Below are 16,947 nucleotides of genomic sequence, written 5' to 3'. Positions count from 1 at the left end.
CGAGTGGATCACCCGGGCGGCCGGACGTCGCCGGGCGGCGGTGGGCAGGCGGGGCTGCCAGAATGTGCGGATGTCTCGCCCTGTCGACTCCCTGGATTCGGCCTTCCCGGTCGCCGCCTCAATCGCGCTGGACCTGATCCGGCACCCCGAGGTCTCCGCGCAGTGGTCACGGCCGAGCGCGCTGCCGCACCTGTCCGTGGGCGGTCTGGCCTGCCACCTCGGGCGGCAGGCGATCCGTGCGGCGGAGCTGCTGCCGTCCCCCGCCGACCTGCCCACGCTCGACTCGGCCGACGCCCACTACGAACGGGCCGCCTGGGTCACCGAGGGCACGCCGGACGAGGACGCGGTCGCCGAGGGCCCGGACGAGGCCGACGCGCGCCGCGGACCGGACGACCTGCACGCCCGCTCCGGCGAGGCGGTCGCGCAGGTGCGCGACCTGCTGTCCCGGGCAGGCGCCCTCGACGTGGTGCCGATCCCGTGGCAGGGCTGGTCCCTGCGCCGCGCCGACTTCCTCCTCACCCGCCAGCTGGAGATCGTCGTGCACTCCGACGACCTGGCGGTGAGCGTCGGCGTGTCCACGCCGGTCTTCCCGGACGAGGTCTTCGACCCCGTACGCGACCTGCTGGTCCGGCTGGCCGTCCGCCGGCACGGTCAGTCCGCGCTGATCGGCGCGCTCAGCCGCAGCGAACGAGCCCGCGACATCTCCGCCTTCTGAGCCCCAGTTCGCCCTTTGCTCCACAAGGCTTCGCCGATATCGGGGGGTCCCAATGCGCCGGATACCGCGATATCGGCGAAGCGGAGCGGTTCAAGGCCGACCGCACATGGCGCAGGCCGCCGACCCGGATCGGGGTCGACGGCCTGCGGTCGTGCTCGTGCGGGTTGTGCGCGGAGCGGAGGTCAGCGCTCGTTGAAGGGGACGTAGTCCCGCTCGGCGGCACCGACGTAGACCTGCCGCGGACGGCCGATCTTGGTCTCCGGGTCGTTGATCATCTCGCGCCACTGGGCGATCCAGCCGGGGAGCCGGCCGAGCGCGAACAGCACCGTGAACATCTTGGTGGGGAAGCCCATGGCCTTGTAGATCAGGCCGGTGTAGAAGTCCACGTTCGGGTACAGCCGACGGGAGACGAAGAAGTCGTCGGCGAGCGCAATCTCCTCCAGCTCCATGGCGATGTCCAGCAGCGGGTCCGGCTTGGCCATGCGACCCAGCACGTCCTGCGCGGCCTTCTTGACGATCGCCGCCCGCGGGTCGTAGTTCTTGTAGACCCGGTGGCCGAAGCCCATCAGCTTGACGCCGTCCTGCTTGTCCTTGACCTTGCGGACGAAGGACCGGACGTCGCCGTCACCGGCGTGGATCTGCTGGAGCATCTCCAGCACCGCCTGGTTCGCGCCGCCGTGCAGCGGGCCGAACAGCGCGTTCACGCCCGCCGAGACGGAGGCGAACAGGTTGGCGTTGCTGGAGCCGACCAGCCGGACCGTCGACGTGGAGCAGTTCTGCTCGTGGTCGGCGTGCAGGACGAAGAGCATGTCCAGCACCTTCGACATGACCGGGTCGACCTCGTACGGCTCCGCCGGCACGCCGAACGTCATGCGCAGCAGGTTGTCCACGTACCCGAGGGAGTTGTCCGGGTAGAGCAGCGGCTGCCCGATGGACTTCTTGTACGCGTACGAGGCGATGGTGGGGACCTTCGCCATGAGCCGGACCGTGGAGATCTCCACGTGCTCGGAGTCGAACGGGTCCAGGCTGTCCTGGTAGAAGGTCGACAGCGCGCTCACGGCGGACGACAGCACCGCCATCGGGTGGGCGTCCCGGGGGAAGCCGTCGAAGAAGCGACGCATCTCCTCGTGCAGCAGCGAGTGCCGCCGGATCCACTCGGTGAACTCGGTCAGCTGCTGCTCGGTGGGCAGCTCACCGTAGATGAGCAGGTACGAGACCTCCAGGAAGGAGGACTTCTCGGCCAGCTGCTCGATCGGGTACCCCCGGTAACGCAGGATCCCCGCGTCGCCGTCGATGTAGGTGATCGCGGATGAGGCAGCCGCGGTGTTGACGAAACCGGGGTCGTACGTCGTCATCCCGGTTTCCTTCAACAGCTTGCTCACCCCGATGCCAGCGGGGCCCTCGACCGCGGAATGCACCGGCATCGACAGCTGCCCGCCGGGGTGGTCGAGCTTGACTTCCGTCATGTGGTTCCTCGCTTCGCCGGCAGATCTACGTTGAATTGCCTTCGCTTCTACCGTAATTGCGGCTCGGGGGACACTGCCCGCCGTGGTTCGGCGGTGAGGTATGCGTCACCCGATTCCCGACCAGCAGGCCGGGAAACCCGCAATCCCGGCAGGCGGGAAGCCCACGAAAGCCGCAAACCACCAGTTCGCAGCAGTCCGGTGGACAGCCAGCTCAGGACAGCGTCAGGCGGCGAAGCGTACCCGTGGGCGTGACCTGGTAGACGTCGAGCTGATTGGTGCCGGCGCGGAACAGTCGGTCGTCGGTGAGCAGCGCGGCGAAGCGACGTCCGCCCGGGTCGGCCGGCACCACCGGCACCACCGCGCCGATCCGTCCGTTGACGGCGACGGCCAGCAGCGTGCCGTCCGGTATGGCGTCGGGCACGTCACCCCAGACGAGCGCCGGGAGGGTGCCGGTGTCCGGGTCGGTGGCCCGGAACGCGGCCAGGTCGGCGACGCGGGCGCTGCCGCCGCTGGGGCCGGCGCGCACCTCGGTGCCGATCAGCCGGTCCGGCGTCGGCAGCGGCGGTGGGGTGGGTACCCCGCCGGGGAAGGTGACCGCCTGGCCCGGGGTGTCGTAGAAGTGTTTGGTGCCGTCGGCGCGCGGGGCCTGCCGGGCGGAGCGGCCGTCCATCCGCCAGGGCAGGCGGATGCCGGCCTCGTCGGCGACGGTGGGCAGCAGGTCGACGTGTTCCCAGTTGCGGTCGTCCACCCGGCCCGTCTGCTGCCGTGGTTCCTTGACGAACATGGGCACCCAGGCGACCTCGCCGGCGGCGGCCTTGATGGCGTCCATCCCCCGGCCCTGCGCGCCGGGTCGGAAACTCACCCCGTGGTCGGCGGTGACGACCACGAGGGCCTGGTCGTAGAGGCCGCTGGCGCGCAGCGTGCGCAGCGTCTCGCCGATCAGCCGGTCGGTGTAGCCGAGTTGGGCGAGGTGGCGCTGACGGGCCAGGTCGATCCAGCCGGCGCCGTCGTTGGGCAGGTCCTCGGGGGCGTCGTACCGCGCGCCGGACGGCAGGTACGCCCACGGGGAGTGCGGCATCAGCAGGTGCAGGAAGTGCAGGGTGGGTCGGGACCGCGGCTTCAGCCCGGCGAGGAAGCTGGTGAACCGGGCGGGCTGGTTGTCGTCGAGGCTGTCCCAGCGGAACTTGGGGTCGGCCGGCACCGGCTCGGCGGCGTCGAGGCCGGCCTCGGCCCTCGTCCGTTCCCGGTACGAGTCCTCCGGGTCGACCGCGCTCTCCGTCGGCCCGGCGATCCGGCCGAGCAGCTTGCCGGTCTCCTTCACCAGCACGCCGAGGCCCTGTTCCGGGGCGACCGGCTGCTCACAGCGGCTGGGCGGGCAGAGCCGGGTGATGCTCTCCTCGGCCTGGACGTCGTACAGGCCGCCGAAGGCGGTGAAGAGGTTGTCCGGGTACTGCGAGTAGTGCGGCGCGACCGACCGCGCCGGGTAGCGACCGGTGAGCATCGCCGGCAACGCGTAGGGCGTCCAGCCGCTCACCCCGGTGGCGTTGCGGTACCAGGTCGAACCCTCCGCCAACTCGGCGAAGTGCGGGAACCGTGCCGCGTCGATCCGGCCGTCGCCGCCGAGCAGGCTGACCAGCGGCAACTCGTCGAGGACCAGCATGACCACCGGCGGGTGCACGGCCCCGCCCTGGGCGGTGCCGGCCGCGCCGCCGTCGCCACGGGGCAGCACGACCGCCGAGGTGGGCGACACGAACAGGAACAGCGCCACGAACGCCACCGGCCCGGCGGCGGCCAGTCGCAGCGCACGGCCCGGGGCCCGCCACCGCCGGTGCGCCGCCGCGCCGGCCACACCGGCCAGACCGGCAAGGACCAGCAGGGGTACGCCCCGAAGCGTCGTCGCGTGCCGGCCCACCTGCACGGCGAGGGCGGCGACCAGCAGGCCGACCAGCGCGGTGTGGGTGAGCGCGCGGGCCGTCCGGCCAGCCAGTCGACTGAGCGCGCCGAGCGCCGCCACGGGCAGGGTCGGTACGAGCGCCACCAGCGCGACCAGGAGCAGGATCTGCCCGGTGTCGGCGCGGTGGAAGAGGAAGAAGTCGGGGCTGCGCCCGAGCACGTCCAGCAGCGGCTGGGTGACGACCAGCCCGACCAGCGCGACGACCTCCAGCAGTCGCCCCAGCTCGCCGCGCCAACCCCGGTCCCACCGTCCGTCGGCGGCCGCGGGCGGGGCCGACGGAGGCGGCGCCGGGGACTCGACGGGCGGGTCAGCCACCCATCACCGCCCGGTAGAGCGTTCGGCTGCCCGAGGGCAGTTCCAGCCGTTCGGTGATCCGGCCCCGGGCGGCGAGGAGCCGTTCGAAGGTGTCCCGCCGGTAGTCCGGGAAGAGGCCGTCGGGCTTGTTGGCCAGCAGGCGGGCGGCCATCGGGTCGTCCGGATGGACGAACTCCACCACCACGGTCCCGCCGGACGCGGTCAGCCCGGCCAGCCAGTCGACGACCTCCGGCAGCGGCACGTTACGGCCGATCGCCAGGTGGTGCACGAGGGCCAGGGCGAGCACGACGTCCGCGGACGCCCGCTGCGCGAAGCCGGCCCGCTCGACGCCGCGCCAGCCGCCGCCGGGGGACGGGTCGGCCAGGTCGACGACCAGCGGCAGGATCCGGCGCTGCCCCTCGGCGCGCAGCGCCCGGTACAGCTCGTCGACCACGGCCGGGTCCTGCTCGACGGCGACCACGTAGTCGGCGTGCCCGGCGGCCAGTCGGGAGTACCGGCCGTCGTTCGCGCCCAGGTCGAGCACCAGCCGCGGGCGGCCGGCGGCGGCCACGGCGGCGACCACGAACTGTTCCTTGGCGACCCGGTCGCGGGCCGAGTACCCGCAGGTGCGCTGGTAGTCCGACCAGTGACTGCCCGCCGGGCGGTGCGCCAGGCGGCGGACCAGCTTCTCGATGCCGCGTACGGTGGCCGCCTGCAACTGGCGTGAGTAGCCGGCGGCGCGGAGCTGCGCCCGGACGTCGGTGGTGCTGGCGGCGGCGTTGCGCTGCTGCATGGCGGCGTGCAGGTGCAGGTGGGTGAGGACGCCGGGGCGCAGCCGGCGGGTTCCGCCGAAGAGCGGACGCAACTGCTCGGCCTCGATGCCGTCGACCTGGGCGCGCAGCCACGGCTGGAAGTCCACGCCCAGGTGCGCGGTGAGCAGCAGCGGGTACAGGACGGTCTGGCAGAACTGCCGGTAGCCGGCCCACGGTTCGCCGTCGCGGACCGGCGCGAAGGAGCCGATGTCGATGAAGACCGGCTTCGCCCCACGCCACTGGAGGTTGTAGGCGGAGCCGTCCTTGGTGGTGAAGCCGTCGGCGAGGGCGGTCCGCAGGATCTCCAGGTGCAGCAGCGCGGCGTCGCGGAGCATGGAGAAGGACCACTCGTACGGGTGGGAGACGAACGGGATGCGCTCGTGGCGCAGCACCGCCGCCCAGCCGGTCCCGGCGGGCGCCAGCGTGGCCGGGGCGTCCTCGGTGGCGCAGATCTTGCCGGCCGAGACGAGCGCGGGGAAGAACGGGCTGGCCGCGAGGGTGCGCCAGTGCTCGGCGGCCTGGGCGTCGAGCCCGCGCAGCACCTCGTCACCGACGTGGAAGACCCGGTTGGCGGGGTCGCGGAAGGAGGCGGGCTCGGGGCGTACCCCGGTGGGTGAGGTCGTCATCGTCGTCGTGACCGCTACCGCTGGTCGGTGGGTTGCCGGCGGAACCGGTCGACAAGCCGCCGCCAGTACAGCTTGGCGGCGACCGCGGCGCCGGCCACCCCGCCGACGACGGCCTGCACGATCAGGCTGCCCGATCCCGCGTCCAGGTAGGCCAGATGGATCACCGACCGCTCCTTCCCCTCGCCCGTCTCGACACCGGCGTCCCGGGACTACAGCCGTGAGGCTTTTGAACCGAAAAGCCGGACTTGTCCAACACCGTACGCTGCTCGTCCGCGCCGTCGCGGCCACATGCGAGGACTCCCAGGCCGACCACAGGAAGCGGCCCGCGTCGGTAGGCTGCGAAGCGTGCGCTGGATGGTCGTGGACGCGCCACTGGACTCCTCCGGCGCCCGGCGCGGCGAGGAGCGGGCGCCGGCCGCCCTGCGCCGGGCCGGCCTGCTCGACGCCCTGGCCGCCGACGACGACGGGCAGATCGACGAGGCCCGGTTGCGGGACCCGCACCGGGAGCCGGCGAGCGGGGTGATCGACCCCGCCGGCCTGGTCCGGGCCAACGCCGCCATCAGCGCGCGGATCGGCGGGCTCATCGCGGACGGTCACCGACCGCTGGTGCTCGGGGGTGACTGCGCGATCCTGCCCGGCATCTGCCGCGCGCTTCCCCGCACGACCGAGCTGTGGTTCGTCGACGCCCATCCCGACTTCCTGGACGGCGCGACGTCACCGACCGGCGAGGCCGCCGACATGGATCTCTCGGTGGTCACCGGACACGGCCCGGCCGGCGCGATCGGCGTCGACGACGCGCTCCTCGACCCCGCCCGGGTGCACCTGCTCGGCCACCGACCGGCCACCGACGACGACAGTCGCGTCGAGGCGGCCCGCATCGACCCCGCGATCCGCCAGGTACCCGCCGCCGACCTGCTGCGCTCCGGGGCCGGGGCGGTCGGCGCGCGCCTGGCCGCCGACGGCGACGCGCCGGCCTGGCTGCACCTCGACCTGGACGTGGTGGACCCCCGGGACCTGCCGGCGGTGACGTACCCGGAACCGGACGGGCTGCGCTGGCCCGACCTGGTCGCCCTGGTCACTCCCCTGGCCCGCGCCGATCGGCTGCTCGGGATGAGCGTGACCGACCTGAACGCCGACGAGGACCCCGACGGGCGGCACGCCCGACGCGTCGTCGAGGTCCTCGCGCAGATCCTGACCGGCTGATCGGCCGCCCTAGCGACGCCCGTGGTGCATGCCCAGGCGCAGCAGCACGAAGCGCAGCACGGTGGCCACCAGGTTCGCGGCCACCAGCACGGCCAGTTCCACTCCTCGGGCGGGTACGGCGACGACCGCGTGCAGCACCGCCAGCGCCCCGCTGGTCAGCGCCAGGCCGAGGCCGAACGCCAGCAGCCCCTGCGCGTGGTGCCGACCGGCATGCCGGCTGCCGGTGATGCCGAACGTCAGCCGCCGGTTCGCGGCCGTGTTCGCCACCGCCGTCAGAAACAGCGCCAGCAGGTTCGCCGGCTGGGCGCCGAGGGCACCACGGGTGGCCACGAAGAGCAGCAGGTACGCCAACGTGCTGGCCACCCCGACGGCGGCGAACCGGACCAGCTGCCGGGGCAGTCCGACCGGCAGCTGCGCCGGCGGCGCGACCAGCGGCGCCCGACCGAGTTGCGCGCGCAGCTCGGCCAGGGGCAGCGCGCCGGTCACCAGGGACCGCCCGAGGCGACCCATCCCCCGCAGGTCGGCCAGGGCGGTGGCGACGATGTCGACGCGGCTGTCGGGGTCGTCGACCCAGTCGACCGGGACCTCGTGGATACGCAGCCCGGCCCGCTGGGCCAGCACCAGCAACTCGGTGTCGAAGAACCAGCCGGTGTCCCGCACGTGCGGTAGCAGCCCGGCGGCCACGTCCGCGCGGATCGCCTTGAAGCCGCACTGCGCGTCGGAGAACCGCGCCGCCAACGCGCCGCGCAGCAGCAGGTTGTAGGCGCGCGAGACCACCTCCCGCTTGGTGCCACGCACCACCCGGGACGTACGCGCCAGCCGGGTGCCGATCGCGAGGTCCGAGTGGCCGGAGATGAGGGGTGCGACCAGGGGGAACAGCGCCGCCAGGTCGGTCGAGAGGTCCACGTCCATGTACGCCAGCACCGGCGCGGACGAGGCCGACCACGCGGCGGACAGGGCCCTGCCCCGACCCTTGGCGTCCAGGTGCAGCACCTCGACGCCCGGCAGCTCACGGCGGAGTCCGTCGGCGACCGCCAGGGTGTCGTCGACGCTGGCGTTGTCGGCGATGGTGATCCGGAACGGGTACGGGAAGTGCTCGGTGAGGTGCGCGTGCAGCCGGCGGACGCACGGCGCGAGGTCGATCTCCTCGTTGTAGACGGGGATCACCACGTCCAGCACCGCCCCGGTGGTGGTGGACCGGGTCTGGACGGCGGGACGCGGGCCGCTGAGCGCGGTCACGACGCGTCCGCGCCGGTGCTCAGGTCGTAGAGGGTGACCCCGTCGACGGTCTGCGCGGTGAACGTCTCCGCGACCCAGGTCGAGATCTCCTGCGAGGCCGAGCTGCCTCCGTTGGCCCGGAAGCCACCGCCACCCACGAAGTAGTGGATCTTTCCGTCGGCCACGTAGCGCTGGAACTGGGCGAGGGTCGGTGACGGGTCGCTGCCGTTGAACCCGCCGATCGGCATCACCGGTGCGCCGGTGGCCAACTGGTAGCCGGAGGCGTTGTTCGAGCCGATGGTCGCCGCCACCCAGGTGTAGTGCTCGCTGTCGCGCTCCAGCAGCTCACGCAGCGCGGCGCTGGGCTCACGGGCGTCGAGCAGACCGCCCATCCCGCCGCCGGCCTCCCGGCCACCACCGGCGAAGCCGGGCAGTTGACCGCCACCGGGGACGCCACCCGGGAAGCCCGGCGCCTGCCCGCCACCGGGAGCACCGGGCACCTGCCCTCCGCCCGGAAGGCCCGGGAACCGCCCACCGTCCTGGTTGCCGTTGCCGCTCTCACCGCCCGGCACCGACGCGCCGTTGCGGCCGTCGCCGGGGAACTGCCCACGGCCGGGGAACCCCATGCCACCCGGCGGTCGTCCGCCGGGGAAGCCACCACGGCCGAATCCGCCCGCCACCGCCGGGCCGGCGCTCGGGATCGAGCCCGTGTGCGGAGTCCCGGCGGTCTGTGCCGCGTACGCCGCCGGCCCCGCGAGGGCCGCCGCCGCGCCGACGCCCAGCGCCACGGCCCCCAGCCACCGGGGCAGTCGGACGGCCAGCAGGAGCAGGGCCGCGCCGAGCAGACCGGCGACCAGGACCGCCGTCCGCAGCCACGGGTACCAGTCGGGGCTGCGCCCGAGCAGCGTCCACGCCCACCACACGGTGACCGCGAGGGTGCCGGCGAGCGTGGCCGTGGCGGCCAGCGGACGCCAGCCCTGCCGGCCGCGCTGCCGCCAGAGCAGGGTGACGCCGACGCCGACCAGCGCGCCGACGGCCGGCGCGAGGGCCACGGTGTAGTAGGCGTGGAAGATCCCGGACATGAAGCTGAAGATCAGACCGGTGACCAGCAGCCAACCACCCCACAGCAGCAGACCGGCCCGGACGCGGTCGGTACGCGCGGCCCGACCGGCCACCAGCAGGCCCGCGACCAGCAGGATCAACGCGGCCGGCAGCAGCCAGGAGATCTGACCACCGACCTCGCCGTCGAACATCCGCAGCAGGCCCGTCCGCCCCGAGAACGGCCCACCGCCACCGCCCATCCGTCCGGCGCCGCCGCCGACGCTGCCCACCTCGTCGCCGGTGATCCGGCCGAGACCGTTGTAGCCGAGGGTCAGCTCCAGGATGCTGTTGCCCTGCGAGCCGCCGACGTACGGACGCGCGCCGGCCGGGACGAGTTCGACGACGGCCACCCACCAGCCGGCGGACACCACCACCGCGAGGCCGGCCAGCAGGAGTTGCCACACCCGCCGCCACAGCCCGGTCGGGGCGGCCAGCAGGTAGACGCCGGCGAACACCGGCACCAGCAGGAAGGCCTGGAGCATCTTGGTCAGGAAGCCGAAGCCGACCAGCGCGCCGACCAGCACGATCCATCGGGTGCTGGCCGTCTCCAACGCGCGGACGGTGGCGTACGCGCCGCCGACCAGCAACAGCACGAGCAGCGCGTCGGGGTTGTTGAAGCGGAACATGAGCGTCGCCACCGGGGTGAGGGCAAGGACCACACCGGCGATCAGGCCGGCGACCGGCCCGTACCAGCGCTTCACACTCGCGTACAGCACGCCGACGGAGGCGACCCCGCACAGCGCCTGCGGGACGAGCATCGCCCAGCTGTTCAACCCGAAGATCCGCACCGACATGGCCATCAGCCAGAGCGAGGCGGGCGTCTTGTCCACGGTGATCGAGTTGGCCGCGTCGGACGAGCCGTAGAAGAACGCCTTCCAGCTCACCGAGCCGGCCTGCGCGGCGGCCGCGTAGAACGAGTTGGCCCAGCCGGAGGCGCCGAGGCCCCACAGATAGAGCAGGCCGGTGCCCAGGAGCAGGGCCAGCAGCGCGGGCCGGGTCCAGGTCGCCGGAGGCGGGTGTTCCTCGGGGCGCGTGCTCGGGTGGGGCGGCCCGACCGGTTCGGCGGGCGTCGTCGACAGGGTGTCTGTTCGGTCCATGCCGCCAGCCTCGGCGGCCGGGCTGGCGGGACCCCGTGCGTCGCCTATGCGTCAGCTGTGGGATCCGGCAGGCGAACGGTGAACACCGTACGGCCCGGACGGCTGTCGACACCGACCGTTCCGTGGTGCGCCTCCACGACGGCCGCCACGATCGCCAGACCGAGGCCGGTGCTGCCGTGCGCCCGGGACCGGGAGCTGTCGCCGCGGGCGAACCGCTCGAACATCTCCGGCCGCAGTTCCGGCGGCACGCCGGGCCCGTCGTCGGCGACGGTGAGCACGGCGACGCCGGCCCCGACGGCGAGGGTGGTGCTGACCGTCGTACCGGGTGGGGTGTGCACGCGGGCGTTGGCCAACAGGTTCGCCACCACCTGGTGCAGGCGGGCGGCGTCGCCGGGCACCCGGATGACCACCTCGGGCAGGTCGAGCCGCCAGTGGTGCTCAGGGCCGGCGACGTGCGCGTCGCTGACCGCGTCCACCACGAGGGCGGACAGGTCGACCGGGTCCGCCGCGAGCGGGCGGCCGGCGTCGAGTCGGGCCAGCAGCAGCAGGTCGTCGACGAGGCTGGTCATCCGGGCGCTCTCGGACTCGACGCGGCGCAGGGCGTGCGCCACGTCGGCGGGGACCTGGTCGCGGCCCCGCCGTGCCACCTCGGCGTACCCGCGGATCGCCGCGAGCGGGGTGCGCAGCTCGTGGCTGGCGTCGGCCACGAACTGGCGTACCCGGGTCTCGCTGGCCTGCCGCGCGGCCAGCGCGTCGGCGACGTGGCCCAGCATCCGGTTCAACGCCCCGCCGACCTGGCCGACCTCGGTCCGCGGGTCGGTATCGGCGGCCGGCACCCGGACGGCGAGCGCGACCTCGCCCCGGTCCAGCGGCAGCTCGGTGACCCGGGTGGCGGTCGCGGCCACCCGGGTCAGCGGTCGCAGCGTGGCCCGCACGATCAGCGCGCCCGCGCCGCCGGCCAGGAGCAGGCCGAGGCCGGCGACCCCGGCCTGCGCGGCGACCAGCGCCCAGACGGTGTCCTGCACGCCGTTGAGCGGGATGGCCACCGCGACCACGACCCCGTTGGGCAGTTGCCGGGCCACCGCCCGGACGTCCCCCTCGTCGAGGGCGACCGTGCGGGGCCGGCCGTCGGCGGGAAGCGCGACCAGCCGTGCGGCGTCGGCGGCGGGCACGTCGGCGAGGCTGCCGCTCGCGGTGCTCCGCGTCGCCGTGGTGACGCCGTCGGCGCGGCGGACGGCGAGCGAGCCCGGCGGGAAGCCGCGCGGAGGCTCGGGCGGGGACGGCGCGGGAACACCCGGCCGTGGAGCGGGCCGCCCGGGGTCGCCACCGCCCTGGCGGAACCAGGGCGGCAGGTCGCGCGGCCGGTCCCCCATCGTCAGCTGGGTGTCGACCTGGGCGACCAGGACGTGCCGCAGGGCGAGCGTGGTGAGCCCGCCGAGCGCGACGCTGACCAGGGCGAACAGCGCGACCAGGGCGAACACCAGCCGGGTCCGCAGCGGTCGGCCGGCCCACCAGCGCCGCAGACGGGCTAACGCCCTAGTCCGCGGGTTTGAGGACATAGCCCGCGCCGCGCAGCGTGTGAATCATCGGCGGTCGCCCGGCGTCGATCTTCTTGCGCAGGTACGAGATGTACAGCTCCACCACGTTGGCCTGGCCGCCGAAGTCGTAGTTCCACACCCGGTCGAGGATCTGCGCCTTGCTGAGCACCCGGCGCGGGTTCCGCATCAGGTACCGCAGCAGCTCGAACTCGGTCGCGGTCAACGTGACGAGCTGGCCGGCGCGGCGGACCTCGTGACTGTCCTCGTCGAGGCTGAGGTCACCGACGGTCAGCAGCGCCTCCTCGTGGGCGGCGACCGCGAAGCCCGAGCGGCGCAGCAGCGCGCGGAGCCGGGCGATCACCTCCTCCAGGCTGAACGGCTTGGTCACGTAGTCGTCGCCGCCCACGGTCAGCCCGGCGATGCGCTCCTCGACGGCGTCCCGGGCGGTCAGGAAGAGCACCGGCACGGTCGGGGCGTGTTCGCGCAGCCGACGCAGCACCTGGAAGCCGTCGAGGTCGGGCAGCATGACGTCGAGGACGACGGCGTCCGGTTGGAACTGCCGCGCGGCGCTCAACGCCGCCATGCCGTTGCCGGCGCTGCGCACCTGCCAACCCTCGTAGCGCAGCGCCATCGAGAGCAGGTCGGTCAGCGTCGCCTCGTCGTCCACCACCAGCACACGGACCGGTTCGCCGTCCGGGCGGCGCAACTCGATCCGGCCCGGCACGGTCTGCCCCTGGATGACCATGCCCCCCATCGTGGACGGGTCCGCTGTGTCCCGCCTCTGCCCCGCCTGTGTGCCAGCTGTGCGGCCGGGCCGCCGGGCCACCGCTCAGCCTCCGACCGTGGTCACTCGGACACCCCGTACGCGTCGGTCCGTACGAAGCGCATGCTCCATCCGCCGTGACCGTCGGGCTGGTCGCGTTCGTAGAGGTGGTCGGGGCCTGGCTGCGTCGGGCCGGTGCCGCCCGGATGCCGCATGATCCACCGCTGCGGAGGTGCGCCGTCCGGCCCGGCCGGTACCGCGCGGACCAGGCCGTCCGCGGGACCGCCGACGAAGCGCACGGTGACCTCGCCCATCGCGGCTCCCTTGCGTGACGATGCCGGCACGCTCGGTGCGTACGGCTCTGGCTCGCAAGCTACCGCACGCGGTGGCGGCGCACGCCGAGGTACGGCGTGATCGGCGGCCGGCGCGGTTTGCCCAGCTCGACCCCCGGGTACCGCCATTTCCGGGCCCCGCCGTCGGGCGGGACGAGGACGAGGAGTTGTCGATGCGGACGCTGGACGGGCGTTACCAGCTCGAACAGCGTATCGGCGTCGGTGGGATGTCCGAGGTGTGGCGGGCCCACGACCGGGTGCTGGACCGCCCGGTCGCCGTGAAGCTGATCGCGCCCGGCCCGGACGGCCACCACGACACGGTGGACCAGATCCGCACGGAGGCACGCTCGGCGGCCCGGCTGGTGCACCCGAACGTCGCGAGCGTGCACGACTTCGGCACCTCGTCGACGCTTCCCGGCCGTCCGGTCCCCTACATCGTCATGGAGCTGGCCGAGGGCGAGACGCTGGCCGTGCACCTGCGGACGGGTCCACTGGACTGGCGCATCTCGGTTCGGGTCTGCGCGGAGGTCGCCGCCGCTCTGTCCGCCGCGCACGCGAGCGGCATCGTGCACCGCGACGTCAAACCGGCCAACGTCATCCTCACCCCGGCGGGGGTGAAGGTCCTCGACTTCGGCATCGCCACCCCGACCGGCGCGGCGGACCCGATGCCCGACGGCATGCTGCTCGGCACCCCGGCGTACCTGGCGCCCGAACAGCTCGACGGCGTCGCCGCCACCCCGGCCGCCGACATGTACGCCCTCGGCGTTCTGCTCTACTACTGCCTCACCGGCCGGCTCCCGTACCGGGCCCAGACCCCGGCCGAGCTGCTGGCGGCGCGTCGGTCCCGGCCACCCGAGCCGCTGCCGGAGATCGACGGGCTCCCGCCCGAGGTGTCCGAGTTGTGCCGCTCCTGCCTGGCCGACGATCCGGCCCAGCGTCCGACCAGCCTGGTCGCGGCGCTGCTGCTCGCCGAGGTCGTGGACGCCCGCGTGTACGTGCCGATGGTGATCCCCACGCAGCGGCCACCGTCGGCGACGCCGTCGCCGTGGACCGAGCGGGCGGCGGCGCAGCCCACCGAGGCGCTGTCGGTCGTCGACGGGACCTGACACGGCGTTTCACCCGCCCCGGGCCGGGTAGCCGGGCGGGTGAGCGACGGGAGGAACGCGATGCCGAGTCCGAGTTCCTGGCTGCATGAGGCCACCGCCACCGCCGAGGGTGGCCACGTCCGAACCGATGACGGCGGGCTCTCCACGCCGCTCGCGTCGCCGCTGGCGGCGCACTGCACCGGCCTGAGACCGGAGCAGTTGTTGGCGGCGGCCTTCGCCTCCTGCCTGCACCACGCGGCGGTGGAGGCGGCCGGGGAGATCACCGACGAGGCGCACACGGTCCAGGTGCGCGCCGAGGCGAAGCTGGGGCGCGACGACGACGGCCGGTACCGGGCCGACGTGCACGCCTCGATCTCCTCCGCCGGGCTGAGCCGGGCGCAGTTGGCCGACCTGGTCGAGTACGCCGATCGGCTCTGGCCCTTCTCCAGCAGCGACAACACGCGACACCGGCTGACGGTCACCCCGGCGGAGAACGGCCGGCACTGAGGGCCCGATTTTGGGGGATGCGGCCATCGTCCGATCGGAGGATGGCCCGCGCGCGGACCGGATCGACGGACCGACATGTCGCCGTGACCGAGTTGACCGGGCGAATCGGGAATACCCGTCTCGCCTGATCGGCGAGGTTATGCCGGTATAACTGGCCTTCGACCGATACCACATCGTAGATTCGGGCAAATTGTGGCGCATGCCACTCTTGGGGCCGATGGCAGCGGGCGGACGACTATCTAGCCTCGGCGGGTGCATCCCGACGACCCCTCCGCCCAGAAGCTGACCGACGCGCCCCCGACCGCCCGCACGGGGGACGCCGCATCAACCGAACGGACGATCGGCCGTCACCGGGCCCCCGACCCGCCGCGCCGCACCCTGCTCGGCTCCACCCCGGTCCGGGTCGCCCTGGCCACCGGCGTCACCTGCTGCCTCGGCCTGGGCGCGTTCGCCGCCGCCCGCGACGGGCAGGAAACCCCACAGCCCGTACGGCCGATAGCCGACGCACTGGCGGACCGTGCCGCCATCGCCGACGAGCGCGCCAGCCGGTCGCTGGACCGCGACGCCGCCCCGGCCCGGGTCCTCCCCACCCCGACGGCCTCGCCCACCCCCCGGCCCACCGTCACCCGCAAGGCGCCCAAGAAGCCGGTCAAGCCCCGCCGGCCGCGCCCGGTCGCCGGGCTCGACCAGCAGCAGATGGACAACGCCAAGATCATCGTGGACGTCGGCAGGGAGCTGAAGATGCCGCGCCGCGCCCTGGTGGTGGCGCTCGCGACCGCGATGCAGGAGAGCAACCTCTACAACCTCGCCAGCGACGTGCTGCCGGAGTCGAGCGAGTACCCGCACCAGGGCAGCGGCTCCGACCACGACTCGGTCGGGCTGTTCCAGCAGCGGCCCAGCAGCGGCTGGGGCACGGTCGCCGAGCTGATGCGCCCGTCGTACGCCGCGCGGGCCTTCTACACCGCCCTCGCCGAGATCCCCGGCTGGCAGGACATGAGCCTCACCGCCGCGGCCCAGGCCGTGCAGGTCTCGGCGTACCCCGACGCGTACGCCCCGCACGAGGAGCGCGCCAGCACCGTGGCGGCGGCGCTTTTGGCCTGACGCCGGCTCAGCGGGCCGTACGCCCGCTGGGGGGCTGCGCGCCGCTGTCCCGGCCGCCGGCCGCCACCCGGGTCGCGGGTACGCCCGTGCCGGCCGCCGCCGTGGGCGTGTCGGCCGGCACCGGATCGACGGTCACGCCGGTGAGAATCTCGTCCACCAGGCCCTCGCGGCGTCGGCGCGCGTGCAGCGCCTCCTCGAAGTCACGTCGGGCCTGCACGGCATCCGCGTACGCCTGCTCCCGGACCCGACGCGCCTCCTCGCGGGCGTCGTCCAGCGCGCGGCGGGCCTGCGCCAGGATCTCGTCCGCCTCCTGACGCACCTCGTCGCCGGCCCGGCGGGTGGTGGCGGCGTCGCCCAGGTCCAGCCGTTGGAGCAGCCCGCTGAGCCAGGTCGCCTCCTGGCGGATCTCGTCCCATTCCCGGGTCGCCCCGGCCGCGCCCTCCGCCCGTGCCGCGAGCCGGGACAACCTGATCCCCAACTCGTCCAGGCAGGAATCCACCTGTCGCTGGTCGTAGCCGGTCCTCACGACGGAAAACCTCATACTGTCGCCCCCAGGCAGCCGCTGTTACGTCCCCACCTGGATCCTCGGGCGCGACGACACCTACCGGGGCGGTTCGGGGAAATTGTTCAGCATGCGCGGGACAGGCGGATCAGGGGCGCTTGGGCAGCACGACCACGCGGCCGAAGAACTCGTCGATGCGGCGCACCACGTCGTTGAAGTCGTCCAGGTCGATCGGCTTGGTCACGTACGCGTTGGCCTGCAACGTGTAGCTGCCGACGATGTCGGTGTCCGCGTTCGAGGTGGTCAGCACCACGATCGGAATGGTCCGCAGATCCTCGTCCTGCTTGACCGCCCCGAGCACCTGACGCCCGTCCATGCGCGGCATGTTGAGGTCGAGCAGGATCACGTCCGGTCGACGGGCCTGCAAGTGGCGACCCTCGGCCCGGAGGAACTCCATCGCCTCCTCGCCGTCGCTCACCACGTCGATGATCTTCTCGACGTCGGAGTCGGCCAACGCCTCCTCGATCATCAGCACGTCGCCGGGATCGTCGTCGACCACCAGGATGCGTACCGGCTGCGGGCTGTCGCCCATCACTACCTGCCTCGGGTCGGCGGAGAATGGAAACCGGACGG

Annotated in this window: 16 protein-coding genes; 5 read left to right on the top strand and 11 right to left on the bottom strand. The window is 73.5% G+C overall.

Translation table 11 applies throughout. From position 1 onward, the window contains the following. Positions 1–70 precede the first annotated feature (70 nt). Positions 71–715 carry a maleylpyruvate isomerase N-terminal domain-containing protein gene (locus ACTFTM_RS14665; RefSeq protein ID WP_449566323.1) on the top strand — a complete coding sequence of 215 codons (645 nt, stop codon included), beginning with the start codon at positions 71–73 and terminating at the stop codon, positions 713–715. 182 nt (positions 716–897) lie between these two features. On the opposite strand, the gene ACTFTM_RS14660 is transcribed toward ACTFTM_RS14665, so the two are convergent. From ACTFTM_RS14660 to ACTFTM_RS14645, 4 genes are all read right to left on the bottom strand, one after another. Next, positions 898–2,181 carry a citrate synthase gene (locus ACTFTM_RS14660; RefSeq protein WP_449566322.1) on the bottom strand — a complete coding sequence of 428 codons (1,284 nt, stop codon included), beginning with the start codon at positions 2,179–2,181 and terminating at the stop codon, positions 898–900. Positions 2,182–2,392: 211 nt separating this feature from the next. After that, a complete protein-coding gene (locus tag ACTFTM_RS14655) occupies positions 2,393–4,450 on the bottom strand; it encodes a sulfatase-like hydrolase/transferase (RefSeq protein WP_449566321.1) in 2,058 nt (685 codons plus the stop codon). Continuing rightward, positions 4,443–5,867 (bottom strand): methyltransferase, encoded by a 1,425-nt coding sequence (locus ACTFTM_RS14650; RefSeq protein WP_449566320.1) that lies wholly within the window; start codon positions 5,865–5,867, stop codon positions 4,443–4,445. Before ACTFTM_RS14650 ends, ACTFTM_RS14655 begins: the two co-directional genes overlap by 8 nt. A gap of 14 nt (positions 5,868–5,881) precedes the next feature. After that, positions 5,882–6,031, bottom strand: coding sequence for a hypothetical protein (locus ACTFTM_RS14645; protein WP_007459587.1), 150 nt, complete (start codon positions 6,029–6,031; stop codon positions 5,882–5,884). Positions 6,032–6,221: 190 nt separating this feature from the next. Between ACTFTM_RS14645 and ACTFTM_RS14640 the strand changes: the two genes are divergently transcribed. Next, positions 6,222–7,070: an arginase family protein gene (locus ACTFTM_RS14640; protein WP_449566640.1), complete on the top strand. Its 849-nt coding sequence runs from the start codon at positions 6,222–6,224 to the stop codon at positions 7,068–7,070. Between the two features lie 9 nt (positions 7,071–7,079). Here the strand turns inward: ACTFTM_RS14640 and ACTFTM_RS14635 are convergent, their stop codons facing one another. From ACTFTM_RS14635 to ACTFTM_RS14615, 5 genes are all read right to left on the bottom strand, one after another. Next, positions 7,080–8,309 carry a glycosyltransferase gene (locus tag ACTFTM_RS14635; protein WP_449566319.1) on the bottom strand — a complete coding sequence of 410 codons (1,230 nt, stop codon included), beginning with the start codon at positions 8,307–8,309 and terminating at the stop codon, positions 7,080–7,082. Next, positions 8,306–10,486, bottom strand: a complete 2,181-nt coding sequence (locus tag ACTFTM_RS14630; RefSeq protein ID WP_449566318.1) for an ArnT family glycosyltransferase — start codon at positions 10,484–10,486, stop codon at positions 8,306–8,308. The genes ACTFTM_RS14635 and ACTFTM_RS14630 overlap by 4 nt, the downstream gene beginning before the upstream one ends. 44 nt (positions 10,487–10,530) lie before the next feature. Beyond that, positions 10,531–12,045 (bottom strand): sensor histidine kinase, encoded by a 1,515-nt coding sequence (locus tag ACTFTM_RS14625; protein ID WP_449566317.1) that lies wholly within the window; start codon positions 12,043–12,045, stop codon positions 10,531–10,533. Beyond that, positions 12,023–12,769 carry a response regulator transcription factor gene (locus tag ACTFTM_RS14620; protein WP_357172268.1) on the bottom strand — a complete coding sequence of 249 codons (747 nt, stop codon included), beginning with the start codon at positions 12,767–12,769 and terminating at the stop codon, positions 12,023–12,025. The genes ACTFTM_RS14625 and ACTFTM_RS14620 overlap by 23 nt, the downstream gene beginning before the upstream one ends. A 101-nt stretch (positions 12,770–12,870) precedes the next feature. Beyond that, positions 12,871–13,101, bottom strand: coding sequence for a hypothetical protein (locus ACTFTM_RS14615; RefSeq protein WP_449566316.1), 231 nt, complete (start codon positions 13,099–13,101; stop codon positions 12,871–12,873). Between the two features lie 191 nt (positions 13,102–13,292). Here ACTFTM_RS14615 and ACTFTM_RS14610 point away from each other — a divergent pair, with 191 nt between their 5' ends. The 3 genes from ACTFTM_RS14610 to ACTFTM_RS14600 all read left to right on the top strand — a co-directional run bounded on the left by ACTFTM_RS14610 (position 13,293) and on the right by ACTFTM_RS14600 (position 15,812). After that, positions 13,293–14,225 (top strand): serine/threonine-protein kinase, encoded by a 933-nt coding sequence (locus ACTFTM_RS14610; RefSeq protein WP_449566639.1) that lies wholly within the window; start codon positions 13,293–13,295, stop codon positions 14,223–14,225. Positions 14,226–14,285: 60 nt separating this feature from the next. Continuing rightward, the gene (locus ACTFTM_RS14605) at positions 14,286–14,711 is read left to right on the top strand and encodes an OsmC family protein (RefSeq protein WP_357121818.1); all 426 of its coding nucleotides are present in this window, start codon (positions 14,286–14,288) and stop codon (positions 14,709–14,711) included. Positions 14,712–14,963: 252 nt separating this feature from the next. Further along, entirely contained in the window at positions 14,964–15,812 is an 849-nt protein-coding gene (locus ACTFTM_RS14600; RefSeq protein WP_449566315.1) for a hypothetical protein, read from the top strand. A gap of 7 nt (positions 15,813–15,819) precedes the next feature. On the opposite strand, the gene ACTFTM_RS14595 is transcribed toward ACTFTM_RS14600, so the two are convergent. Together ACTFTM_RS14595 and ACTFTM_RS14590 are read right to left on the bottom strand one after the other, a co-directional pair. Next, positions 15,820–16,353, bottom strand: coding sequence for an ATPase (locus ACTFTM_RS14595; RefSeq protein ID WP_449566314.1), 534 nt, complete (start codon positions 16,351–16,353; stop codon positions 15,820–15,822). 109 nt (positions 16,354–16,462) lie between these two features. Continuing rightward, positions 16,463–16,906: a response regulator gene (locus ACTFTM_RS14590; RefSeq protein WP_355052356.1), complete on the bottom strand. Its 444-nt coding sequence runs from the start codon at positions 16,904–16,906 to the stop codon at positions 16,463–16,465. Between the last annotated feature and the right edge of the window lie 41 nt (positions 16,907–16,947).

Source organism: Micromonospora sp. RB23 (genome assembly GCF_053585025.1).
This window is presented reverse-complemented; position numbering and strand designations above follow the sequence as displayed.